General features: G+C 61.5%; 25 protein-coding genes and 1 pseudogene. 13 read left to right on the top strand and 13 right to left on the bottom strand.

From position 1 onward, the window contains the following. The first annotated feature begins 6 nt into the window (after positions 1 to 6). The gene (gene nadB, locus JNA92_RS11845; RefSeq protein WP_241804833.1) at positions 7 to 1,614 is read left to right on the top strand and encodes an L-aspartate oxidase; all 1,608 of its coding nucleotides are present in this window, start codon (positions 7 to 9) and stop codon (positions 1,612 to 1,614) included. A 598-nt stretch (positions 1,615 to 2,212) separates the two neighbouring features. Here the strand turns inward: nadB and JNA92_RS11840 are convergent. The 3 genes from JNA92_RS11840 to JNA92_RS11830 all read right to left on the bottom strand — a co-directional run bounded on the left by JNA92_RS11840 (position 2,213) and on the right by JNA92_RS11830 (position 4,377). Further along, positions 2,213 to 2,686, bottom strand: a complete 474-nt coding sequence (locus JNA92_RS11840) for a Rha family transcriptional regulator (RefSeq protein ID WP_054903677.1) — start codon at positions 2,684 to 2,686, stop codon at positions 2,213 to 2,215. A 237-nt stretch (positions 2,687 to 2,923) separates the two neighbouring features. Then, positions 2,924 to 3,925: a hypothetical protein gene (locus JNA92_RS11835; protein WP_061202907.1), complete on the bottom strand. Its 1,002-nt coding sequence runs from the start codon at positions 3,923 to 3,925 to the stop codon at positions 2,924 to 2,926. A 50-nt stretch (positions 3,926 to 3,975) separates the two neighbouring features. Then, entirely contained in the window at positions 3,976 to 4,377 is a 402-nt protein-coding gene (locus JNA92_RS11830) for a hypothetical protein (protein WP_054904073.1), read from the bottom strand. Between the two features lie 140 nt (positions 4,378 to 4,517). On the opposite strand from JNA92_RS11830, the gene JNA92_RS11825 reads away from it, so the two are divergent. Further along, positions 4,518 to 4,691 carry a hypothetical protein gene (locus tag JNA92_RS11825; protein ID WP_241804832.1) on the top strand — a complete coding sequence of 58 codons (174 nt, stop codon included), beginning with the start codon at positions 4,518 to 4,520 and terminating at the stop codon, positions 4,689 to 4,691. Here the strand turns inward: JNA92_RS11825 and JNA92_RS11820 are convergent. The 4 genes from JNA92_RS11820 to JNA92_RS11805 form a co-directional block, all read right to left on the bottom strand. Next, on the bottom strand, positions 4,681 to 5,013 hold the full coding sequence (locus tag JNA92_RS11820; protein ID WP_241804831.1) for a hypothetical protein: 333 nt from the start codon (positions 5,011 to 5,013) through the stop codon (positions 4,681 to 4,683). The two genes, JNA92_RS11825 and JNA92_RS11820, sit on opposite strands and share 11 nt — an antisense overlap. Positions 5,014 to 5,177: 164 nt before the next feature. After that, entirely contained in the window at positions 5,178 to 5,813 is a 636-nt protein-coding gene (locus tag JNA92_RS11815; RefSeq protein ID WP_241804830.1) for a hypothetical protein, read from the bottom strand. 103 nt (positions 5,814 to 5,916) lie between these two features. After that, complete coding sequence (locus JNA92_RS11810) at positions 5,917 to 6,321, bottom strand: hypothetical protein (protein ID WP_241804829.1); 405 nt, start codon at positions 6,319 to 6,321, stop codon at positions 5,917 to 5,919. Positions 6,322 to 6,372: 51 nt separating this feature from the next. Continuing rightward, positions 6,373 to 7,812, bottom strand: coding sequence for a tyrosine-type recombinase/integrase (locus tag JNA92_RS11805; RefSeq protein WP_241804828.1), 1,440 nt, complete (start codon positions 7,810 to 7,812; stop codon positions 6,373 to 6,375). Positions 7,813 to 7,855: 43 nt separating this feature from the next. On the opposite strand from JNA92_RS11805, the pseudogene JNA92_RS11800 reads away from it, so the two are divergent. Then, positions 7,856 to 8,035 (top strand): annotated as a pseudogene (locus JNA92_RS11800) (L-aspartate oxidase); the annotation flags it as partial. Between the two features lie 51 nt (positions 8,036 to 8,086). Here the strand turns inward: JNA92_RS11800 and JNA92_RS11795 are convergent. Both JNA92_RS11795 and JNA92_RS11790 read right to left on the bottom strand, forming a co-directional pair. Then, positions 8,087 to 8,545, bottom strand: coding sequence for a protein YgfX (locus JNA92_RS11795; protein ID WP_241804827.1), 459 nt, complete (start codon positions 8,543 to 8,545; stop codon positions 8,087 to 8,089). Beyond that, entirely contained in the window at positions 8,529 to 8,783 is a 255-nt protein-coding gene (locus JNA92_RS11790; RefSeq protein ID WP_008094993.1) for a succinate dehydrogenase assembly factor 2, read from the bottom strand. The genes JNA92_RS11795 and JNA92_RS11790 overlap by 17 nt, the downstream gene beginning before the upstream one ends. A gap of 133 nt (positions 8,784 to 8,916) precedes the next feature. On the opposite strand from JNA92_RS11790, the gene JNA92_RS11785 reads away from it, so the two are divergent. Continuing rightward, the gene (locus JNA92_RS11785) at positions 8,917 to 9,858 is read left to right on the top strand and encodes a YgfZ/GcvT domain-containing protein (RefSeq protein ID WP_241804826.1); all 942 of its coding nucleotides are present in this window, start codon (positions 8,917 to 8,919) and stop codon (positions 9,856 to 9,858) included. 31 nt (positions 9,859 to 9,889) lie between these two features. Next, positions 9,890 to 10,696 carry an HDOD domain-containing protein gene (locus tag JNA92_RS11780; protein ID WP_241804825.1) on the top strand — a complete coding sequence of 269 codons (807 nt, stop codon included), beginning with the start codon at positions 9,890 to 9,892 and terminating at the stop codon, positions 10,694 to 10,696. Positions 10,697 to 10,735: 39 nt separating this feature from the next. Here JNA92_RS11780 and JNA92_RS11775 read toward each other — a convergent pair whose 3' ends face one another. Both JNA92_RS11775 and JNA92_RS11770 read right to left on the bottom strand, forming a co-directional pair. Further along, on the bottom strand, positions 10,736 to 12,115 hold the full coding sequence (locus JNA92_RS11775) for a sensor histidine kinase (RefSeq protein WP_241804824.1): 1,380 nt from the start codon (positions 12,113 to 12,115) through the stop codon (positions 10,736 to 10,738). Next, positions 12,108 to 12,779 carry a response regulator gene (locus JNA92_RS11770; RefSeq protein WP_241804823.1) on the bottom strand — a complete coding sequence of 224 codons (672 nt, stop codon included), beginning with the start codon at positions 12,777 to 12,779 and terminating at the stop codon, positions 12,108 to 12,110. The genes JNA92_RS11775 and JNA92_RS11770 overlap by 8 nt, the downstream gene beginning before the upstream one ends. Positions 12,780 to 12,979: 200 nt before the next feature. Between JNA92_RS11770 and JNA92_RS11765 the strand changes: the two genes are divergently transcribed. The 5 genes from JNA92_RS11765 to JNA92_RS11745 all read left to right on the top strand — a co-directional run bounded on the left by JNA92_RS11765 (position 12,980) and on the right by JNA92_RS11745 (position 18,401). Further along, a complete protein-coding gene (locus JNA92_RS11765) occupies positions 12,980 to 14,269 on the top strand; it encodes an OprD family porin (RefSeq protein WP_241804822.1) in 1,290 nt (429 codons plus the stop codon). A 31-nt stretch (positions 14,270 to 14,300) separates the two neighbouring features. Beyond that, entirely contained in the window at positions 14,301 to 15,281 is a 981-nt protein-coding gene (locus tag JNA92_RS11760; protein WP_241804821.1) for a Bug family tripartite tricarboxylate transporter substrate binding protein, read from the top strand. A gap of 119 nt (positions 15,282 to 15,400) precedes the next feature. After that, on the top strand, positions 15,401 to 15,859 hold the full coding sequence (locus JNA92_RS11755; RefSeq protein WP_241804820.1) for a tripartite tricarboxylate transporter TctB family protein: 459 nt from the start codon (positions 15,401 to 15,403) through the stop codon (positions 15,857 to 15,859). A 3-nt stretch (positions 15,860 to 15,862) separates the two neighbouring features. Next, positions 15,863 to 17,377 (top strand): tripartite tricarboxylate transporter permease, encoded by a 1,515-nt coding sequence (locus JNA92_RS11750; protein ID WP_241804819.1) that lies wholly within the window; start codon positions 15,863 to 15,865, stop codon positions 17,375 to 17,377. Continuing rightward, positions 17,370 to 18,401: an AbrB family transcriptional regulator gene (locus tag JNA92_RS11745; protein ID WP_241804818.1), complete on the top strand. Its 1,032-nt coding sequence runs from the start codon at positions 17,370 to 17,372 to the stop codon at positions 18,399 to 18,401. Before JNA92_RS11750 ends, JNA92_RS11745 begins: the two co-directional genes overlap by 8 nt. Before the next feature lie 165 nt (positions 18,402 to 18,566). On the opposite strand, the gene ung is transcribed toward JNA92_RS11745, so the two are convergent. Further along, positions 18,567 to 19,259, bottom strand: coding sequence for a uracil-DNA glycosylase (gene ung, locus JNA92_RS11740; protein ID WP_241804817.1), 693 nt, complete (start codon positions 19,257 to 19,259; stop codon positions 18,567 to 18,569). Between the two features lie 125 nt (positions 19,260 to 19,384). Between ung and JNA92_RS11735 the strand changes: the two genes are divergently transcribed. Next, entirely contained in the window at positions 19,385 to 20,491 is a 1,107-nt protein-coding gene (locus tag JNA92_RS11735) for an enoyl-CoA hydratase/isomerase family protein (protein WP_241804816.1), read from the top strand. Positions 20,492 to 20,522: 31 nt separating this feature from the next. On the opposite strand, the gene JNA92_RS11730 is transcribed toward JNA92_RS11735, so the two are convergent. Next, on the bottom strand, positions 20,523 to 20,963 hold the full coding sequence (locus JNA92_RS11730) for a hypothetical protein (protein WP_241804815.1): 441 nt from the start codon (positions 20,961 to 20,963) through the stop codon (positions 20,523 to 20,525). Positions 20,964 to 21,174: 211 nt separating this feature from the next. On the opposite strand from JNA92_RS11730, the gene JNA92_RS11725 reads away from it, so the two are divergent. Next, complete coding sequence (locus JNA92_RS11725) at positions 21,175 to 22,665, top strand: sensor domain-containing diguanylate cyclase (RefSeq protein ID WP_241804814.1); 1,491 nt, start codon at positions 21,175 to 21,177, stop codon at positions 22,663 to 22,665. After that, entirely contained in the window at positions 22,658 to 22,888 is a 231-nt protein-coding gene (locus JNA92_RS11720; RefSeq protein WP_241804813.1) for a cysteine-rich CWC family protein, read from the top strand. Before JNA92_RS11725 ends, JNA92_RS11720 begins: the two co-directional genes overlap by 8 nt. The last annotated feature ends 17 nt before the right edge of the window (positions 22,889 to 22,905 follow it).

Raw genomic sequence — 22,905 nt, 5'->3', positions numbered from 1 at the left:
CCCGACATGAGCCAACAATTCCAACATGATGTCCTGGTGATCGGCAGCGGCGCAGCCGGTCTCAGCCTGGCACTCAACCTTCCCGCCCACCTGCGCATCGCCGTACTGAGCAAGGGCGACCTGGCCAATGGCTCGACCTTCTGGGCGCAAGGCGGCGTGGCGGCGGTGCTGGACGATTCCGATACCGTGCAGTCCCATGTCGAAGACACCCTCAACGCCGGTGGCGGCCTGTGCCATGAAGAGGCGGTGCGATTCACCGTCGAGCACAGCCGCGAAGCCATTGAGTGGCTGATCGAGCAAGGCGTGCCTTTTACCCGCGATGAGCACGCCAGCGTTGACGATGGCGGTTTCGAATTTCACCTGACCCGCGAAGGCGGGCACAGCCACCGGCGCATCATTCATGCCGCCGACGCCACGGGCGCGGCCATTTTCACCACGTTGCTGGAGCAAGCCCGCAAACGCCCCAATATCGAACTGCTCGAGCAACGCGTAGCGGTCGACCTGATTACCGAGCGGCGCCTTGGCCTGCCCGGCGAGCGGTGCCTGGGCGCCTATGTGCTGAACCGCAACAGTGGTGAGGTGGATACCTTCGGCGCGCGTTTTACCGTGCTTGCTACCGGCGGTGCCGCCAAGGTCTACCTGTATACCAGCAACCCAGATGGTGCCTGCGGCGATGGCATCGCCATGGCCTGGCGCGCCGGCTGCCGGGTTGCCAATCTGGAATTCAACCAGTTCCATCCGACCTGCCTCTATCATCCGCAAGCCAAAAGCTTCCTGGTCACCGAAGCCCTGCGCGGCGAAGGCGCCCTGCTGCGCCTGCCCAATGGTGAGCGCTTCATGCCGCGTTTCGACCCCCGTGAAGAACTGGCTCCGCGCGACATCGTGGCCCGGGCCATCGACCACGAGATGAAGCGCCTGGGTGTGGACTGCGTCTACCTGGACATCACGCACAAACCGGCCGACTTCATCAAAAGCCACTTCCCGACCGTCTATGAGCGCTGCCTGACCTTCGGTATCGACATCACCCGCCAACCGATCCCGGTAGTGCCGGCCGCCCACTACACCTGTGGTGGGGTGGTGGTCGACGATCGCGGCCATACCGACGTCCCGGGCCTGTACGCCATCGGCGAGACCAGCTTCACCGGCCTGCACGGCGCCAATCGCATGGCCAGCAACTCGCTGCTCGAGTGTTTCGTCTACGGCCGTTCGGCTGCCGCAGACATCGAGGACCGCCTGGCCCAGATCGCCATGCCCAAAGCCCTGCCCTGCTGGGATGCCAGCCAGGTCACCGACTCGGATGAGGATGTGATCATTGCCCACAACTGGGACGAACTGCGGCGGTTCATGTGGGACTATGTGGGCATCGTGCGCACCAGCAAGCGCCTGCAGCGTGCCGAGCACCGCGTGCGCCTGCTGCTGGACGAGATCGACGAGTTCTACAGCAACTACCGAGTAAGTAGGGACCTGATCGAACTGAGGAACCTTGCTCAGGTAGCGGAGCTGATGATTAGGTCAGCCATGCAACGCAAGGAATCTCGGGGTCTCCACTACACGCTGGACTATCCAGGGCTGCTTTCAGAAGCGAAGGATACGATCCTTACACCGACCGAATGAGGCACGTTAGGAAGCCTCAGCGTAGCACGGTAAGGCCCCGGTTTGTTACAGCTTTGGCGCATCTTTGTCCCATCGCTGGGGTCCTTATCGCCTGCCCGCGAGGGTCCTTAACGCGCCCACGGGCACCCATGCGAGGGCCTACGGGGGAGCCTGCGCGGGAAGTCTTGTAATGGTGACCTTTCAGATTTTTCTGTCAGATTCTCAAGGGGGCCTATGCGACCACAACCAGAACCCCAGTTGAACGGCCAGACAGACCCAGTAGAGGGCCTGTAGGTGGTCCATGGGGTTCTCCTTGAAGGGTTAGAGTGACTTGTGAAAGCGAACGTCTGTGAGTTCGTGTTGCAGGGCTACCTCAAGGAGGCGCTCATAGGTATGCGGCCAACTCCCTTGAGATTGGTCATTAGAAGCGCCTGATTGAAGCAAGGCATAGCATAGCGCCGCATGTGGTGTCAGAGACTGGACAGGCACCTTAGTGACTACCCGTTTGCCCTTGTAGGTGTAGCACAGTGTGACACTCATCGCGGGACCTTTTTGTGGGCAACTTAGCTATTGAGCATAGCCCGTCACGCTTCGTTTGAGGAAGTATCAATCAACGACCTCAGCGGGCCTTGAGACGCCTTGCAGCGGCCTTGATGTCCCTCATTGCGATTCGATAGTTGTCCTTCTCTCGTTCGAGCAGGTGAACCACAGCAGCCTGTATCGACACACGTTCAAACCCTGAGCCTTCCAGTTCAAGCCAGCGCTTGACGATCATGTTGGACAGCTTGAAGGAATACCGGGAGAGCAGCGTAAAGGTCAGCTCTTTGTCGAGGATGGTCAGCGGTAATAACTTGCTTTGACTGGACTGGTAGCTGGCCTCGACCCATTGAGGTGCCCCCAGATTTGGGGTCTCCCTTTCCAGCTCGTTGAGCATCTTTCGGATGTCTCTGAGTACATGGTCATGGCGCTTACCGGTGATCTCAGCGATCTCCAAGGACGACATACCGGGTAAGCCGTTGAGAGTCGTTGAGGATACCGCTCCGGCCTTGGAGATGTTCTCGAAGATGGTCGCTGTATTGGTGGTCATGGTCATAGTCTGTTTTCCTCTTGTTTGCTCCCTCAAGTTCGCTCCCACCGGCAGCCGAAAGACCCGACCAAGGGTTCTGCCGGTGGCATGAAGGAACAAACAGAAAGACTTTCGGTTAGATAGATGCCCAGCGACGGGCGATGATGCGGATAGGTGAAGCTGTGCCCCTGCCGGTCCCTCTTTAGGTCCGGCCTTACGGGGCTATCAGGGTTTCCCTTAGATCAGCTCAGGGTTTCCCTTCGATCAGCTCAGGGCAATGCGAGTGACCAGCGGGAACGGCACTTGAACGGTCTGAAGACGATCCTCGGTCAGAGCTACCTTGACCATGCCATTGGCGATGATGTCCACCACAGCCACGATCTCAAGGTCCCAGCCTTGGGCGTTTGGGTTGCGAGTCGCTTCAATCTTCCAGATGCTACCGTCTTGGCGCTCACGGTAGCTCAGCGAGGTGAAAAGCTTGGGCAACATGAAGACGCCGTGGTCGGTCCCAGTGTACGGCTGTACGCCCGCGCCAATGAGGTCCTCGATAGAGTCCTGACCAGCACGTTGAGCAGCACGCTCAAGAACAGCCACCAGTGACACGGGCAGCAGGATCACGAAGTCGCTCAGCGAGGTCCCTACAGTCTGGTTAACGTGGGTCGTGAGGATGTCGATGAGGTCCTCAGCGATCTCAGCAGGCTTACCCGTTGGTTTGGCCTCAGAGACGCTCTCAGTGCTTGGGGCAGTCGCCAAGATGGCAGCGACCTTACCGGCTGCGCTGTGCTCAATGTCACGAAGCATCTTGTCAGCGGTTTGCTCCATAGACTGGACGGTGAAGCCTGCCATCAGGTTGTGGTCAAAGATCGTAGCTCGGTGGCTGATGACCAATGCCTTGTCGGTCGCCTCGGTGAAGATCACAGAACCGGCCAGGACCTCGCCCTTCTCGACGGTCTGGTTATCCCAGTTCTTACGAGGGTCGAAGGTGACAGAGCGGTCGGCCATGGTGATGATTTGTTGCCCAGTGGCCTCAGAGCCAGCCGGACGGAACTCGCAAGGGGTTGCCTCCATGGCAGCCTCTCGCCACTCATCGCCGTTCAAGTAGTCCTCAGCGGCTTCCACAAGGGCCTCCACATAGACGGATACATCGGTGGCCGCTTGGGTCTCTGGGCGAACATCAGCAGTGTTGAATCGAATCGACCCAGTGTGCTCATCGGTGATGGCGGTGGTGTAGGTCGAAGGTTTGGTGTACTGGAATGGCTTAGTCATGGTTGTTTCTCCTGAATAGATGAATGAAGTGGTTGTGTGTCGAGGTGCTGTTACCAGCCAGCGCTATTGGCACGGGAGGCAGCACGGATACGGGCACCATGCTCACGAATGGCAGCGGCTCGGGCTTCCTTATCGGCCTTCGCTTGGGCGATCTCACGAGGTGTGTACTCACGGCAGCGCTCTTGATGCCAACGGGCCTCAGCCTCTCTCTGAGCCTTCTCTTGGGCCTTCTGGTATTGGTCTTGGCGGTACTCTCGGGCAACTACGGGAATCGCTTGGAGCGACAGACCGGCCTCATCGAACGCCTTAACGATCTCGAATTGCTGGCCCTTAACGGTCCCGCATTGGGCGACCAGCATGGGCAACATGATGTTCTCGACGTACTCACGGTTAAGGGTCTGGCCCGACACGGTGACTTCGTTCTTCAGGACTTTGGTGATGGTGATTTTCATGGCTGGGTTCTCCTGTGAGGTGACCCATTCGCTCAGCCTTGGTGCCATAGATGCGCACGACAAGACGGCAAGGAGAGAGCCGCGTGGGCACCTTCCAAGGCTGACGAATGAGTTCTTGATTTGAGGTTTGGATTCTGGTGATGCTGGTCGATCAGGACATGGCGGGCCTGAAGGGCATCGGTAATGCGAAGGGTTCAACCGTGGCAACGGCTGTGCAGCATTGGCAGAGAGAAATTATTTTTGTTATTGGTCGTTCTGTCTTACCCATAGTGAGGGTTTTTAACGACAACCTGACGGTTGCCTTCAAGTTGTGAGTGAGATTCCCTCGGGGCCACTCAATGGAATCCTCAAAGGCGTCACTGCGATTGCTTGAAGACAAAGCCCTTGGTCGAGCAGTTGGTTCAGGCGGTCGAGTGTTTTAGCGGGACACTTAACGAGGACTCTTTGAGCGAGACCCTCCATGTCGAAAGTTACTTCTCCTGCCTTATAGACTCTGAATGCGGCCCGGTAGTCGCTAAGGATGTTTCGTAGTTCGATGAGCTGGGCGCGGGCAGGTCGGTTGAAGACCATAGACAAGATGCTCAATTGCTCATCAGTGAGGCGTGAGTTAGCTGGACAGACGATGGTATTGGTCATGGTAGAGGTCTCCTTTCGGTTGTTCTTTAAGATGCCCTTTGAGATGACTGAGAGATGAGGGGAGTTGTAATTAACAACCCCTCTCCCTCTGGGTCTGGTCGATGAGCTGGTCGATTCCGATGGTCGTTGAGAGGTCGTTGAGATTTTCTTTATATTATCCGGCGTTAAGTCGCTAAGCCCCGAAATAGAGCCTCTGCGCCCACCTCGGCCACAATCTCTGCCTTGATGTCTGGGTGTCTCTCCACATACGAAGCGATCCCATGGGCAGCGTGTCGGGCAGCCTTGGCGATCCGCTGGGCGGTTCTCAAGGAATACTCATTGGTCTTGCAGGCGTCCGCTGTGATCTCCGAAAGGAACAACGCACCGATGACCGCTCGGGCCTTAACGTTGATCTTTCCGTTGGTGACTCCGGCACTGGTGATGATCGACCCAGTAACGATGTCGTCTACCCATGGCAGCGGATCGGGAATCGCAAGGAGGTACATATAGGCTGCGACAGGGTTAGCGTAGGTCGTCTTCTGGCGTCCACGGCCTCGCTTGGGTTCATCGCTTGGGGTCTCTTGGGGTTGCCATTGGGTCTCGCTGGAAAGGCCCTTGGCGGCTTTCTGGTGGTCCTCAGAGAGGGACTCATCGGCACGGCGCTCAGCGGCCCATGCCAGATACTGAGCTTCAAGGGTTGCCGGTCGGATCATATCCTTGCGGCGGATGACTTCGCCCGTGATCGGGTCAGTGTGAAGGATGGTGCCTGTTTCGTGATCGACGTGGCGGTGTAGTGGTCCGGGTTGGGTGAGCAGGGTCATGGTAGTGGTCCTCATATGGCCGCTGCGAACGTGCAGCCATAGTGAGGGTTTTTAACGACACCGATTCTCCAGCTCTAAACTCGGAGCTTTACGGCAGCCCTGTTCAATAGGCTCGCCAGACCTTTGCCACGACATAGAGAATGAATCCCAAGGCCATGAAAAAATTTCTATATTTATAGCTTGAGTTCGACCGATCAGAGTAGTCTTCCGCAAGCTGCTTGCCTCCAAGATATGAAACAGGGTCTCCCGCATTACGCCCCTGTAAAAAGGTAGTATTGAACTTCAAAACCTGGATTGTATTTTCGATGCGCCTGTGAGCAAAGAACGCTGCCAATCCAAGCACTACAAGGTCGATGAGAAAAAGCGTTTCTGGATTGAATCCGATTTTTCCATATGGATTGCTTTGAGCGAGATATGCACATGCGGCTGCTATCGCACCCAGTAAAAAATGGTCGGATTTGGATGACGCTTCGAGATATGCCTTGTGCAACTCTGTGACTTGTCCCATCTTCATTCCTTGTAGAGGTTGTGAGCTTTGGAGATACATACCAATGTCAGATTATCCGAACTTGAACGCCTTACTCAAAGCCTCAGCCATACGCCCCACCTCAACCGCACTGCCCGCCCCATACAGGTCATAACTGATCGACCCCGAAGCGTGCCCCAAGATCGACTCAGCGGTGCCCACAGGAATCTCAGCGGCTTTCAGAGCACCAGCCAGCGAGTGCCGTAGCGAATGGAAGGTTTGCGTCCGATCAGCTTTCACGCCCAAGACATCACGGATCAGACCATTGAGCAACTCAGAGAATCGCCCAGCGCCCAAAGCGAACAGGCGAGAGTCCGCCCTTTGGACAAACTCAAGGAAAGCCTTCAGGTCGAACCCATAGGCCCCATCGGTCAACGGGATGACACGAAGCGCATTCTTGGTCTTGGCTGTCTTGCCATCGTTCCTATTGATGTCGATGACCCAGACATCCCCGACCTGCTTAACATCGGCCTTCGTTAACTGCCTGAGTTCCTCGATACGGGTCCCAGTGATGACCCCAAGGGACAACGCCCAGCGCTGCCATGCGTCCACTGGCAGGGTCTTAGCGTGAGCCATGAGGGCCTTTACCTGATCCTGAGAGAACGCCTCACGGGAGCTATCAGCTCCTTTCGTTGGCTTCAGACCCTTGTCGAAGCTCTTATCGAGGTAACCGTTATGCACAGCCCAGTCCATGACAGTTGATAGCCGGGTCAGTAGCTTCTTCACCGTCGATGGCTTGCGGTCCTCAAGGAGTTTGTCCCGAAGGTTCTTCATGTCCTCCCGCGTATGGGCCTTCAAGTCCAAGTCACCGAGGATCGTAGCGATAGCCTCACAGGACGATCTCACGTCCCGCATGGTGCTGGCCTGAATGCTGTCTTTGCGTTCCTCCATGTACAGCGCAGACAGAGCCTTGAAGGTCAGCCGCTCAGATGAACTTACAGATAGGGACGGAGACAGGGCCACTGACGTGCTACAATGCTCATCCTTGAGACCCTTTACGATCTCCACCAGATTCCCAGACCTGCCCTTCATGCGCTCCTGAGACGCCTCAATGATCTCCAGTGCCTTACTCACAGCCCGTTGCTGATTGACGCTCAGGGGCAGCTTTGCGCTTGCCTCACGGAGGGCCTGATGGTGCTCATCGTTAATCATCTCGTAGGCAACCAGTGAGCTATCGCCATGGGCCATCGTCAGGCTGTACTCAGCGATGTCCAACAGACGCTCTCTCAGCTCATCCCATGACGCCTCTGGGTTGTCCAGATGGTAGGCCTTGAGGGTCGAGAGGATGTCTTGCGAGATGGTCATAGCGGTGGCCTTGTCGGTGGTCCTGAGTGACAGCGTGAAGAAGCCCTTAGCGGTGCCTTGAGGGCGAAGGCGAAGGTAATAGCGACCAGACCGGCGATAGTGGTATGGCTTGGCGAGGGCAGTTTGTAACAGGTTTGTCCCAGTTTGGGAGGGCTGGTTGATGGTCATCGGCTGAAACCCCTGTATCCATTGGGTTTAGCCTCATCACGTCGAGTTCTACAGCAACTACAAGGTCAGCCGCGACCTGATCGAGTTGCGCAACCTGGCACAGGTGGCGGAGTTGATGATCCGCTCGGCCATGCAGCGCAAGGAAAGCCGCGGGTTGCACTACACCTTGGACTACCCCGGGATGCTGGCTGAGGCCAAGGACACCATCCTGAGCCCAACCTGAGGGTCGATGCCGCTTTGGCAGGCAAACCGCAAGGGCAGACGCGGCGCCTGCCTAGCGGGCCGCGACCTCTGCCCACCGGCGCCGGCTGAATTTCAGCCGTACCCGCAGACGCCGATGCTGATCAGCCGCCGTGGCATCGCCGACAACGCACTGGCTCTCGGCCAGCCAGCGCCCAGGCCTTGTGAACCGCAATACCACCAGGCCCGGCAGCGCCACGCTGTCGCGACACAGGCGCACCGCCTGCCAGCCCCCGGCACGGCTGAAAAGCTGCCAGCCCGCTGCATCCCGGCGCAGGCCAGTGACGGCTTGAGCATGGGTCAGCAGTATGCGTCGAGGGATCACCCAGCGGGCGTGGGCCAGGCAAGCGCCAGAGACAGCGAGGGAAAACCACCAGGGCAGCGCACTCAGCCACAAGGCCAGCAACGCCAGCACCTGGCAGATCAGGTAGGCCGCCAGCAGCAGGCGCGAACCCTGCCAACGGCACTCGAAACATTCACTTGGGCTGGACACGGTCCAGAATGATGCGAACCATGCGCTGCAGCTCCGGGTCTTCGGACTCGGTACGCTCCATGAACCAGCCGAACATATCCTGATCCTCACAGCTCAACAGGCGAACGTAGAGTTCGCGATCGGCTTCGCTCAGGGTCGGGTAGACCTCCTGGGTGAAAGGCACCAGCAGTACGTCGAGTTCCAGCATGCCGCGACGGCTGTGCCAGAAAAGCCGGTTGAGTTCAGTTTGTTCGACCATGGGGCCCTCCTCAAATGGGCGGCCAGTATACAGCCAGGCGCACGAAGCGGCACGAGGCGTTGGTCTAGTCACCTACCTATTTTGTTACTGGCGTTCTATGATGGCCGCCAGTCTTTAGCCACCGCGATCCCCCATGGCCGATTCCGCTTTCTACTGCCCGCTGTCCCACGAGGGCATCCTCGCCGTCCGCGGCTCCGATGCCGGCAAGTTCCTGCAGGGCCAATTGACCTGCAACATCAACTACCTCAGCCCCGAGTACGCTAGCCTGGGCGCCCGCTGCATGGTCAAGGGGCGCATGCAGTCGAGCTTCCGCATCCTGCCCGAAGGCAACGGCTACCTGTTGGCCATGGCCAGCGAGCTGCTCGAGGCACAGCTGGCCGACCTGAAAAAGTACGCTGTGTTTTCCAAGGCCACGCTCAGCGACGAAAGCGCTGCCTGGGCGCGTTTCGGCCTGCAGGGCGGTGATGCGGCGCTGCTGGCCTTGGGTTTGAAGGTGCCGACCAACGCGGGCGCCACCGAACGCCATGAAGGCCTGATCGCCGTGGCCGTCTCCGAGGGGCGCGTGGAGCTTTGGGTACCGGCGGACGCCGCCGCCAGCGTGCGCGAAAAACTGGCAACCTCATTGCCTGAAGCACCGCTGAACGACTGGCTGCTGGGGCAGGTCCGTGCCGGCATCGGCCAGGTCATGGGCCCGACCCGTGAGCTGTTCATCCCGCAGATGATCAATTTGCAGGCGGTCGATGGCGTGAGTTTCAAGAAAGGCTGCTACACCGGCCAGGAAATCGTCGCGCGCATGCAGTATCTGGGCAAGCTCAAGCGACGCCAGTACCGCCTGCTGCTGGACCAGCAAGCTATTCCTGCCCCAGGGGCGCAGATCTTCTCGCCGACCCATGGCTCATCGGTTGGCGAAGTGGTCATTGCCGCTGGCACGGGCCAGGGCTGCGAACTGCTAGCGGTACTCAGTGCCGAGGCCGTGGAGGATGACAACCTGCACCTGGGCAGCCTGCAAGGCCCACGCCTGCAGGTTTCGAGCCTACCCTACGAACTGGATCGCGACCGGGAAATCCAGCGCTGACCAGCCCGCCACCCCTGCTGTAGAGAAGTAAATGAACAAGCTGGCCGAGATGGTTCAAGCACAGTTGCTGGCTGCCATCGCCAACGATGACCTGGTCCTGCCGACCCTTCCGGAAGTTGCCTTGAGCATCCGTGAGGCCGCCGAGGACACGGAAATCAGCGTTGCTGCCCTGAGCAAGGTGATTGGCCGCGATGCGGCCCTCTCCGCCCGCCTGATCAAGGTAGTGAACAGCCCCCTGCTGCGGGCGGCGATCGAGGTCACCGACCTGCATACGGCCATCACCCGCCTGGGCATCAACTACAGCTGCAACCTGGCCATCGGCCTGGTGATCGAACAGATCTTCCACGCACGCTCAGCGGCAGTTGAGCAAAAACTACGGGATATCTGGGCGAACAGCCTGGAAGTCGCGGGCATCAGCTATGAAATCTGCCGTCGTTTCACCCACCTCAAGCCTGACCAGGCTACCCTCGGCGGCCTGGTCAACCAGATTGGCGCGCTGCCGGTACTGATCTACGCCGAAGAGCACAACGAACTGCTCTCGGACCCGGTATGCCTGCACTACGTGATCGAGCAGATCCAGCCTGTGCTGGGGGACAAGATCCTTTCGTCATGGGAATTCCCCGAGCAATTGGTCAACCTGCCAAGCCAGGTGCAGGACCTGGACCGGCGCACCGACAAAATCGACTACATCGACGTGGTGCAGATCGCCCGCTGCCTCAGCCAGCGCGGGCGCAGCCGGCCTCTGGCGGCGTTGCCGGCCTATCGCCACCTGGGGTTGCCGTTTGGCACGGAGCTGGAGGTTGGCGAGCTGCTGGAAGCGCGCAGCATGCTGCGCTAGCCGTGCCTTGCCCGCCAACGGTGCCGCGCAGGCAAGGCCTCAGTCAGCGATAAAACTCACGCGCACTTTCAGCCCGCCCTTCTCGCCGTCGTGCAGACTGATCTGCGCCAGGTGCGCGCGACAGATCTCACCGACGATCGCCAACCCCAAGCCAGTGCCTTGGGCGCTGCGTCGATAGAAGCGCTCGAACACCCGCTCGCGCTCATCTTCGGGAATACCGGGGCCATCATCCTCGACCTCCAGTATCGCTGGCGCCAGCACCCGCAAGATCACGTTACCGCCCGCCGGGGTATGGGCCAGCGCGTTGTCCATCAGGTTGCTGAGCAATTCGTTGAGCAAGGTCGGCTCACCTTTGAGCCACACCGGCGCCGCGGCCTCCAGCGCCAAGGCCACACCGCGTTTATGCGCCAGCGGCGCCATGGCCATGCCCAGCTCGCGGGCCAGTTGGCTGAGGTCCAGGCGCTGAGCGCCACCCTCGGCGATTGCCCGGGCGCCATTTTCCACACGGGCCAACGACAACAGCTGGTTGGCCAGATGGGTCAGCCTGTCAGTGCCTTGGGCGGCAGACTCCAGCGTCTGGTGCCACTGTTCGGGCTGTTTCGCCCGCAAGCCCAGTTCGACCCGCGCCTTGAGGGCCGCCAACGGCGTGCGCAGTTCGTGGGCGGCCTCGGCAATGAATTGCGCCTGGCGCTCGAACTGCCCTCGCAAGCGTTCGGTGAAGTGATTCAAGGCACGCACCAGCGGGTCAAGCTCACGCTGCACCTGTACCAGCGGCAGCGCGCGCAGGTCATCCGGCTGACGCTCTTCCACGGCTTTGCGCAGACGCTCCAGCGGGCGCAGCGCCGCACTCACCGCGAACCAGACCATCCCCAATGCCCCGAGCGCCAGCATACCCAGGCGCAGCAGGGTGTCGGCCATCAGCCCACGGGCCATGCTCACCCGCGCCTCCTCGGTCTCGGCCACCCGGATTTCAGCCATGCCGTTCATGTTCGGCTCGCTCACAGCCTTGAGCAGGCTGACCACGCGCACGTCCTGCCCGAGGTAGGTGGCGTTGTAGAAGCGCGCCAGCGCCGGGTAATCGTCCGTACGCGGTGTGCCTGGCGGCGGGGGCGGCAGGTTCTCGTAGCCCGAGATCAGTTTCTGGTTGATGTCCAGCACCTGGTAGTAGATGCGCCCGGCACTGTCGTAGGCAAAGGTGTCCAGCGCCACGTAGGGCACGTCCGCGCTGAGGGTACCGTCGCGCTGGGACAGGCCGGCGGCGATGGTCCGCGCCGATGCCAGCAAGGTCCGGTCATAGGCCGTATCGGCAGCCTCGCGCCCATTCCAGTAGGCGCTCAGGCCGCTGGCCAGCATCAGCACGACCAGCAGCAGCGCCAGGTTGCCCAGCAAGCGCCCGCGCAGGCTGCCATTGTCACGCATCGCGGTGCTCGAGCAGGTAGCCGAGGCCGCGGAATGTGACAATGGCCACCGGCTGGCCGTCGAGCTTCTTGCGCAGGCGGTGGATGTAGATTTCGATGGCGTCAGGGCTGGCCTCTTCGTCCAGGCCAAAGACCTGGGCGGCCAACTGCTCCTTGCTCATCACCCGGCCGGGCCGGGCGATCAGCGCCTCGAGTACGCTCTGTTCACGGGAGGTCAGGGTCAAGGTGTCCTCGCCCAGGGTGAACCGCCGGGTATCAAGGTCATACACCAGCGGACCGCAGCGTTGCTGGCGCTCGCCGCCCAGTACGCTGCGCCGCAGCAGCGCCTTGACCCGTGCTTCCAGCTCGGTCAGCTCAAAAGGTTTGGCCAGGTAGTCGTCGGCGCCCAGGTTCAGGCCATGCACCCGGTCCTTCACATCGCTGCGCGCAGTCAGCATCAGCACCGGCAGGGTCTTGCCGCGCCCACGCAGGCGGGCCAGCACTTCAAAGCCGTCCATGCGCGGCAAGCCCACGTCGAGCACGGCAACGGCGTACTCCTCGCTGGCCAGCGCCAGGTCGGCGGCCACGCCATCATGCAGCACATCCACGGTCAAGCCATGGCTCTTCAGGGCCTGGGCCACGCTTTCGGCCAGTTGTACGTGGTCTTCGACCAGCAGCACACGCATCGGATTCTCCCTGCTCGGGTGGGGCGGTGGCGCGGAGTGTACCGCTGTCGCCCGGTCTGTGAAGCCCCTCGTAACAAACCTTTCAGGCTGAAAGGTTAGCGAAAGGTTCGTTACCTAGCATCGCACCACGGTCGCCCCATGCGCCGAAAAAAAGCACCAGCAAGGTGCAACCAATAAGAACAATAACGGAGTCATCCTCGATGCTGTCATCGCAGCCGCAGGCGTTCGCGCCTACCCGTTCCCTTTCCGCACGCCCATACGCCTACGCTTGTGCCTTCGCGCTGGCCGGCGTCGCCCCGATGAGCCAGGCCGCCTTCTTCGAAGACAGCACGGCAACCTTCGAAACCCGCAACATGTACTTCAACCGCGACTTTCGCGACGGCACCAGTGCGCAGCAGTCCAAGCGCGACGAGTGGGCCCAGGGCTTGATGCTCAACTTTGAGTCCGGCTACACCGACGGCACCGTGGGCTTTGGCCTGGACGCCTTGGGCATGCTCGGCATCAAGCTCGACTCAAGCCCCGACCGCGCAGGCTCTGGGCTGTTGCCGACCCACGATGATGGCAAGGCCGCCGATGAGTACTCCAAACTCGGCCTGACCGGCAAAGTGAAAGTGTCCCAGACCGAACTGAAAATCGGCTCGCTGATCCCCGAACTGCCGACCCTGCAGCCCAACGACGGGCGCATTCTGCCGCAAACCTTCGAGGGCGGCCTGGTCACCTCCAAGGAGATCAAGCACCTCACCTTCACCGGCGGGCGGCTGGAGAAGGTCAAGGATCGCAATGACACCAACTGGGAAGACCTGGCCCTGAACAACAAGAACGGCCGCTTCGGCGGCACGTTCTCGGCCGACAACCTCGACCTGGGGGGCGTCGACTACCAGTTCACCGATCGCATCACCGGCAGCTACCACTTCGCCCAACTCGACGACATCTACCGCCAGCACTTCCTCGGCATGGTCGCCACCCAGCCTTGGGGCCCGGGCACCTTCGGTGCCGACCTGCGCCTGGCCGTGAGCGACGATCAGGGCCAGGCCAAGGCCGGTAGCATCGACAACACCACCGTCAACGGCATGTTCAGCTATGCCTTGGGCGGGCACAAGGTGAGCGCCGCCTACCAGCACCTGTCAGGTGACAGCGCCTTCCCTTATGTCGATGGTGCCAACCCATACCTGGTCAACTTCGTGCAGATCAACGACTTCGCCGGGGCCGACGAGCGCTCGTGGCAAGTGCGCTACGACTACAACTTCGCGGCGCTGGGCATTCCGGGCCTGACCTTCATGACCCGCTACATCAACGGCGACAACGTCAGCCGCGCCGATGGCAGCGAGGGCAAGGAGTGGGAACGTAATACCGAGTTCAAGTACGTGGTTCAAAGCGGCCCGTTGAAAAACGTCGCCGTGCGCCTGCGCAACGCGACCTTCCGCTCGAATTTCGCCCGCGATGCCGACGAAGTACGGCTGCTGGTGAGCTACAGCGTCGCCCTGTGGTAACCCATAACAACAACGCTAACGGAGATAGACGATGACCTTTTCATTGCGCCGCCTCGCCCTGGCTACCGGCTGCCTGCTGCTGGCCGGCCATGCCATCGCCGCCGAACCCAAACGCCCCGAATGCATCGCCCCGGCCTCGCCCGGTGGCGGCTTCGACCTGACCTGCAAGCTGGTGCAAAGTGCCCTGGTGCAGGAGAAGATCCTCAGCAAACCGATGCGCGTCACCTACATGCCAGGTGGTGTCGGCGCAGTGGCCTACAACGCGGTGGTAGCGCAGCGCCCAGCGGATGCCGGCACCTTGGTGGCATGGTCCAGCGGCTCCTTGCTCAACCTGGCCCAGGGCAAATTCGGCCGCTTCGACGAAAATGCCGTGAAATGGTTGGCGGCGGTCGGCACCAGCTACGGCGCCATCGCGGTGAAAAGCGATTCACCCTACAAGACCCTGGATGACTTGGTCGCAGCGCTGAAGAAAGACCCGAGCAAGGTGGTGATCGGCTCTGGCGGTACCGTCGGCAGCCAGGACTGGATGCAGACAGCCCTGATCGCCAAGGCCGCCGGCATCAACCCGCGCGACCTGCGCTACGTGGCCCTTGAAGGTGGCGGTGAGATCGCCACTGCGCTGCTCGGTGGCCACATCCAGGTCGGCTCCACCGATATCTCCGACTCCATGCCCCACATCCAGAGCGGCAACATGCGCATCCTCGCCGTGTTCTCGGAAAACCGCCTCGACGAGCCGGAGATGAAAAACATCCCAACCGCCAAGGAACAGGGCTACGACATCGTCTGGCCGGTGGTGCGCGGTTTCTACCTTGGGCCGAAAGTGAGCGACGAGGAGTATGCCTGGTGGAAGGACTCCTTCGACAAGATGCTTGCCTCTGAAGACTTCGCCAAGCTGCGTGACCAGCGCGAGCTGTTCCCGTTCGCAATGACCGGCGCAGAGCTGGACACCTATGTGAAGAAGCAAGTGGCGGACTACAAGGCACTGGCCAAGGAATTTGGCCTGGTTCAGTAAGCCTGGGCGCCTGTACTGGCCACATCACCGGCAAGTCGGCTCCCACGGCTACAGCGTAGGGAGCCAGCGTGCCGGCGAAAAGGCCTGCACGGCCACTGCAACCTCAATGAGGATTCCCAATGATCCTGCAACGCATCTTCGCCCTGGCTCTGCTGGCGCTGTGCGCCGTCCTGGCCGTGATGGCCTGGCCCTACCAGGCGGCCTTTTCCTACGAACCGGTCGGCCCACGGGCCTACCCGCTGCTGATGCTTGGCCTGATGAGCCTTGGCCTGCTCTATCTCGCCATACGCCCCACGCCCATCGTGCACAAGGACGACGAGCCTGCGCTGGACCGCGCGACCCTGACCAAGATTGCTATCTGCGTCGGCCTGCTGCTGGTCTTCGCCAGCACCTTTGAAGCCTTGGGCTTCATCCTCAGCGCCATCCTGGTTGGCATCCCCATGGCCCGCTTGTACGGCGGCCGCTGGTTGCACAGCACCCTCGTGGTGGTGGGCATGAGCCTGTTCCTCTACTGGCTGTTCGACCGCGTGATGGATGTGCCCCTGCCCCTCGGCCTGCTGAGCGTACTGGAGAACTGACAGATGGATACCTTGAGCTACCTGGGCCAGGGCTTCGGCGTTGCCCTGACCCCCTACAACCTGGTTACCGCCCTTTCGGGCACCCTCATCGGCACCGTGGTCGGCCTGCTGCCGGGCCTGGGCCCGATCAACGGCGTGGCGTTGCTGATCCCGATCGCCTTCGCCCTCGGCCTGCCCCCAGAGTCGGCACTGATCCTGTTGGCAGCGGTGTACCTGGGCTGCGAATACGGCGGGCGGATCAGCTCGATCCTGTTGAATATCCCGGGCGAAGCCTCGACCGTGATGACCACCCTGGACGGCTACCCGATGGCCCGCAACGGCCTGGCTGGCGTTGCCCTGTCGCTGTCGGCGTGGAGTTCGTTCATCGGCGCACTCATCGCCACCTGCGGCATGGTGCTGTTCGCCCCGCTGCTGGCGAAATGGGCGATCGCCTTCGGGCCGGCGGAGTACTTCGTGCTGATGGTGTTCGCCATCGTTGCGTTGGGCGGCATGGCCGGGGACAAACCGCTGAAGACCTTCATCGCCGCCCTGATCGGCCTGTTCCTGTCAGCGGTGGGCATCGACGCCAACAGCGGCGTATACCGCTTCACCGGTGACAGCGTGCACCTAGCCGACGGTATCCAGTTCGTGGTGCTGGTGCTGGGCCTGTTCTCGATCAGCGAAATCCTGCTGCTACTGGAGAAGACTCATCATGGCCACCAGGCGGTCAAAGCCACGGGGCGCATGCTGTTCAACTTCAAGGAAGCGGCCTCGGTGTTCGTCATCAATGTTCGCTGTGGCGTGCTTGGTTTCATCATGGGCGTGCTGCCAGGTGCGGGTGCGACCCTGGCCAGCGCCGTGGCCTACATGACCGAGAAGCGTATCGCCGGCGAAAGTGGCAAGTTCGGCAAGGGCGATGCCCGTGGCCTGGCTGCCCCGGAAACGGCCATCGGCGCGTCCTGCTGCGGCGCCCTGGTGCCGATGCTGACCCTGGGCGTTCCCGGCTCGGGCACCACGGCGGTGATGATCGGTGCACTGACCCTGTACAACATCACCCCCGGCCCCCTGCTGTTCGAACAGCAACCTGACATTGTCTGGGGGCTGATCGCTTCGCTGTTCGTCGCCAACATCATGCTGGTGATCCTGAACATCCCGATGATCCGCATCTTCACGCGCATCCTCGCCGTACCGAACTGGGCGCTGGTGCCGGTAATCGCGATCATCACCGCGATCGGTGTGTACGCCGTGCACGCCACCACCTTCGACCTGTTCCTGATGGTCGGCATCGGCATCATGGGCTACATCCTGCGCAAGCTGGACTTCCCGCTCTCGCCCATCCTGCTCGGCTTCATTCTGGGCGGCCTGATGGAGCAGAACCTGCGCCGTGCGCTGTCGATTTCCAATGGCGAACTGGGCATTCTGTGGTCGAGCTCGATCAGCATGGGCATCTGGGCACTGGTGGTGTTCATGCTCTGCCTGCCGCTGCTGCGTATCTGGCGCAAGCGCAGCCTGCAGCGCCGGGCGATGGCCGATGCCTGATCGGTCGTTACCGCTGTACTGGGCGACAGGGCTGGTCGGCCTGGCGGGCGGGTATCTCGCCAGCCTGGTCGGCTGGCCCTTGCCCTGGATGGTCGGCGCCTTGCTGGCGATCATCCTGGTGCGCTGCCTGACGCCCTGGCAACTCTCGGAAATCCCCAATGGCCGCAAATGCGGCCAATGCATCATCGGCCTGGGTATCGGCCTGCACTTCACCCCTGCCGTGATCGAACAGGTGGCCAGCCATTTCGTGCTGATCTTCTTTGCCGCGCTGCTAACCACGGTTTCCAGCGGGGTGGGCGTCTGGTTGCTGCGGCGTACCGGCGAAGACCGTGCCACGGCATTTTTTGCCAGCATGCCCGGGGGTTCCGGGGAGATGGTCAACCTCGGCGCACGTAACGGCGCGGTGCTCAGCCAGGTGGCTGCGGCGCAAAGCCTGCGGGTGCTGGCGGTGGTGCTGTGCGTACCGGCGCTGTTCAAGTTCCTGATCGGTGACGGTGTGCCGCTCAATCATACCGCCAGTGTGAGCTGGGGCTGGCTGGCACTGATCGCACCGCTGGGTGTGGCGGTCGCTCTCGCCTGGCAGCGCTTGCGCCAGCCCAACCCCTGGCTGTTCGGGCCGCTGCTGGTGGCCGCCACGCTAAGCCTGGCGGGCAACCTGCAGATTGCCCTGCCCGACGGTGCCAGCCAGATCGGCCAATGGTTGATCGGCAGTGGCCTGGCCTGCCACTTCAGCCGCACATTCTTCCGCCGAGCGCCGTCGTTCTTGCTGCGCACGTTGCTCGCCACCGCGCTGTGCATGTTGATCGCGGGCGCTGCCGCCTGGGGGTTGAGCGTGATGACTGCGCTGGATCTGCGCTCGCTGACGCTGGGCATGATGCCGGGCGGCATTGCCGAGATGAGCCTGACCGCAGAGACGTTGCAGTTGTCGGTGCCGTTGGTGACCGCATTGCAAGTGATGCGCTTGCTGTTCGTGCTGTTTCTGGCCGAACCGCTGTTCAGATGCTGGGTGAAAGGCCAGGACTGAAGCGAACGCACCATTTGTGGGAGGCGACCTGAGGTTGATGTCAGACAGTCAATGTGATCAGGGCTGCTGCGCAGCCCATCGCCGGCGAAGCCGGTGCCATGCAGCGCTGCATCGACATCGCAGGCAAGGCAGCCGCTCACTCCCCCCTCAGAGCCCCCCTGCCCTTCAAAGCGGCGGCAACGCCCAGTTGATCGGCGCCAGGCCACGCTGTTCGAGGAAGCCATTGGCCCGGCTGAAATGCCCACAACCCAGGAACCCCCGGTACGCCGACAGTGGTGAGGGGTGCACCGACTTCAATACCAGATGCTTGGTGCCATCGATCAGCTTCTGCTTGCTCTGGGCATGCGCGCCCCACAGCAGGAACACCACGTTCGAACACTGCTCGCTGACCACCTGGATGATCCGGTCGGTAAAGAATTCCCAGCCTTTCTTGGCATGCGAAGCGGCATTGGCGCGCTCGACGGTCATGGTCGTGTTGAGCAGCAGCACCCCCTGCTCGGCCCAGCTTTGCAGGTAACCATGGCTGGCAATGGGGATGTTCAGGTCGCGCTGCAGTTCCTTGTAGATGTTGACCAACGACGGCGGGGTCGGCACACCCGGCTGCACCGAGAAGCACAGGCCGTGAGCCTGGCCCGGGCCGTGATACGGGTCCTGGCCGAGGATGACGACTTTCACCTGATCGAGCGGGGTGGAGTTGAGCGCATTGAAGATCATCGGGCCGGGTGGGTAGATTTCCTTGCCAGCGGCATACTCTTGGCGCAGGAATTCACGCAGCTGGTGCATGTAGGGCTGGTCGAACTCGGCCCGCAGGGCGTTTTTCCAGCTGGGTTCGAGTTTGATGCGATCGTCGTCAGTCATGGGGCCATCCGTAAACAATGGCGCGACACTAGGTAAGCCATCTGCCCTTGTCAATCGGTCCGACCTGTGGCCTGCATGATCGCCCAGGCAAGCCATACTTGAGCGATGACTTGAACGAGGTAGCCATGACCATTCACTGCGAGGTACTTACCGGCGCCGATGGCGCCCGCATCGGCATTGCCACACTGGACGCGCCCAAGGCGCTCAATGCCCTGAGCCTGCCGATGATCGAAGTGCTCGGCGAATACCTGCAGGACTGGGCACGCGACCCGGGCGTAGTCTGTGTATTGCTGCGTGGCAACGGCGCCAAGGCATTTTGCGCCGGCGGCGATGTACGGGCACTGGCCCAGGCCTGCCGCGACCACCCTGGCAGCGTGCCACCGCTGGCAGCCACCTTCTTCGCCGCCGAATACCGCCTCGACTATCTCCTGCACACCTACCCCAAGCCGTTGCTGTGCTGGGGCCACGGCCATGTACTGGGGGGCGGCATGGGGCTGTTGCAGGGGGCCGGGGTACGCATCGTCACGCCCAGCAGCCGCCTGGCTATGCCAGAAATCAGTATTGGCCTGTACCCCGACGTGGGCGCCAGCTGGTTTCTTGGGCGCCTGCCGGGCAGGCTTGGGCTGTTTCTGGGGCTGACCGGCGCCCCCATCAACGCCCGGGACGCCATCGACCTGGGCCTGGCGGACCGATTCTTAGGCGAGCATCAACAAGACGGGCTTATCGAAGAGTTGTTGCAACTCAACTGGCAAGAACAGACCGACCTGCAGTTGAACAGCCTGCTCAAGGCGGAGCAGCACCGTGCCTATGCCGAACTGCCGCAGGCGCAGTGGTTGCCGCGGCGCCAGCTGATCGATGCCCTGCTCGATGTTGCCGACCCGGCGGCCGCGTGGCGGGCACTGGAGGGGCTCAAGCAGCATGAAGACCCCTTGCTGGCCGCCGCTGGCCAACGCCTGCACGAGGGCTGCCCGCTCACGGCGCACCTGGTCTGGGAACAGATCCGTCGGGCCAGGCATCTGTCATTGGCCCAGGTGTTCCAGATGGAATACAGCATGAGCCTCAATTGCTGCCGTCACCCCGAATTCAGCGAAGGCGTGCGCGCCCGCCTGCTGGACAAGGACAACCAGCCACGCTGGCACTGGCCGGATGTCACGCAAGTGCCGGCGGCGGTGGTCGAGGCCCATTTTGAGAAGGTATGGGAGGGGCGCCATCCTTTGGCAGATCTTGCCTGACCGGGGCCGCTATGCCCCTCCCGACAAACCTTCACCGTTGCCAGTTGCGGTCACCTGAGCGCCTACCCTCCGGACGGCGATCACGATCACCCCGGCCATTGGAGTGCCAGCGGTCGTTCTGATACCGCCGGCTGTCATTGCGGTAATCATGCCGGTCGCGATCACGGCCGTAGTCATAACGCTGGCGATTGCCATAGTCGTAACGCGGGTTGCCATGCCACTGCTTCACCCCCGGCTGAGGGTGCGCACGGTATTGCGGCACCGGCGCAGGCCGGTAGTAGCGCGGCGCCGGCTGGTAGTAGTAGCGCGGCTGGGGGGCGACGTAATAGCGGTCATGACGGTAATAACCCGGCGAGACATACCGGTCAGCGGTGTAGTAATCGGTACGATAATAACGGCCACCCTCGTGGTAGGGCACGCACGCGCTTGTCATCAGGCCCAACAGGGCGATCAACAGAATTCGATAGGACATGGCGGCCTCCTGGACCGCTGGGGTGCCCGCACAGCGGCGCTGCCGAGCGTCGACGCCAAAGCGAACATCGACAAGGAATAAGACATTGTCGCCATCGTGCAGTGCCATTTCCGCAATAATTTGAAATAGCTTGGATACCCCCAATAAACCTGCAGTCTTTTCCCAGGCTTATCACTAGAATGATCGCCTCGGCACACATCACGGGATGATCATGCCCTCACGTTCCGCTCTGTTCGCGCACCGCTCGCTGATCCTCACCATCTTGATGCTGCTGGCCTGCGGTTTCATCGCCACCTCGCTGCTCAGCTATTTCGCCTCCCGCAGCGCGATCCGCGATGGCATCGTCAACACTGAACTGCCGCTGACCTCCGACACGGTCTATTCGGAAATCCAGAAAGACCTCATCCGCCCGGTACTGATCGCCTCGATGATGGCCCAGGACACTTTCCTGCGTGACTGGGTGCTCGCTGGCGAGCAGGACACTCAGCGCATCACGCGCTTCCTTGGCGAAGTCATGGGCAAGCAGGACACCTTCACTTCGTTCTTCGTCTCCGACCGCACCCTGACCTATTACCAGGCCAAAGGTGTGCTCAAGCAGGTCGAGCCCGACAGCTGGCGCGACGCTTGGTATTTCCGCCTGCGCGACCAGAAAGCACCCTATGAAATCAACGTCGACCTGGACATGGCCAACCAGGACAGCCTCACGGTGTTCATCAACTACCGCGTGCTGGACTACCAGCAGCGGTTCATCGGTGCGACCGGGGTGGGTCTGAGCGTGGACACGGTGGTCAAGCTGATCGACACCTACCAGCGGCGTTACCAGCGTTCGGTGTTGTTCACCGATGCCAAGGGCAAAATCTTGCTCACTGGCTCCGACGGCGGGCCGCATGGCCTGCGGGTCGGCCAGCCACTGCGCGACAACCCCGAACTGGATGCCTTGCAGGCGCAGCAGCCGGTACCCGCCGAGGGCAGCCATGAATACAAAGACAGCGAGGGCCACAGCCACTTTCTCAACGTAAGGCACCTGCCCGAACTTGACTGGTACCTGTTGGTGGATAAACGCGAGGCCGGCGCTTTGGCGCGCATTCGCCACTCGCTCTACCTCAACCTGGCGATCTGCGCGATGATCAGCCTGGTGGTGGTGTCGCTGCTGCATGCCATGCTCAGGCGCCATCAGGCCAGTATCGAGTCCCTGGCCACGCTCGACAGCCTTACCGGGCTGCCCAACCGGCGCAGCTTCGATCTGCTGGCGGCAAAAGCCTTGCAACAAGCCCAGCGCGATTGCGCCCCGCTGGTGGCGCTGTTGATCGACCTGGACCACTTCAAGGCGCTCAACGACAACCACGGCCACCTGGCAGGCGACGAAGTGCTGCGCCAGTTTGCCAATGTGCTCCAGGGCAGCCTGCGCCAGTCGGATATACTGTGCCGCTGGGGCGGCGAGGAGTTCATCGTGCTGCTGCGTGAAACTCAAGGCCGGCAAGCGATCGACGTGGCGGAGAAGATCCGTCGGCGTACCGAGCAACTGACCTTCAGCCATGACGAACAGCCGTTGCGCCTGACCACCAGCATAGGCCTCAGTGGCCTGCAGCCGGGCGATACCCTACAAGCCCTGCTGACCCGCGCCGACCGTGCGCTTTATCGTGCCAAGCAGGCCGGCCGCAACCGCGTCTGCAGTGAAAATCCCGGACTTGTGTATGAATGACAGCCAGCACTGCCCTGCCTGTGGCGCCCTCAACCAGTGCACCCTGGCCGACCCACGCACCGCAGCCGCAGCCTGCTGGTGCTACGCGGTGACAATCGACCCTGCCGTTCTGCAGGCTCTGCCAGAAGAACTGCGCGACAAATCCTGCCTGTGCCCGCGCTGCGCCGCAGGCGCCGGCCTGGCCGAGGACGCGCCTGCACGGATCGAGGCAAAAAAGCGCTAGACTGCGCGCCCCTCCCT

Origin of the sequence: Pseudomonas putida (assembly GCF_022627325.1) — a bacterium.
Lineage (GTDB): Bacteria > Pseudomonadota > Gammaproteobacteria > Pseudomonadales > Pseudomonadaceae > Aquipseudomonas > Aquipseudomonas putida_X.
Note: the sequence above shows the minus strand (reverse complement) of the source record. Positions and strands in the feature narration are given on the sequence as shown.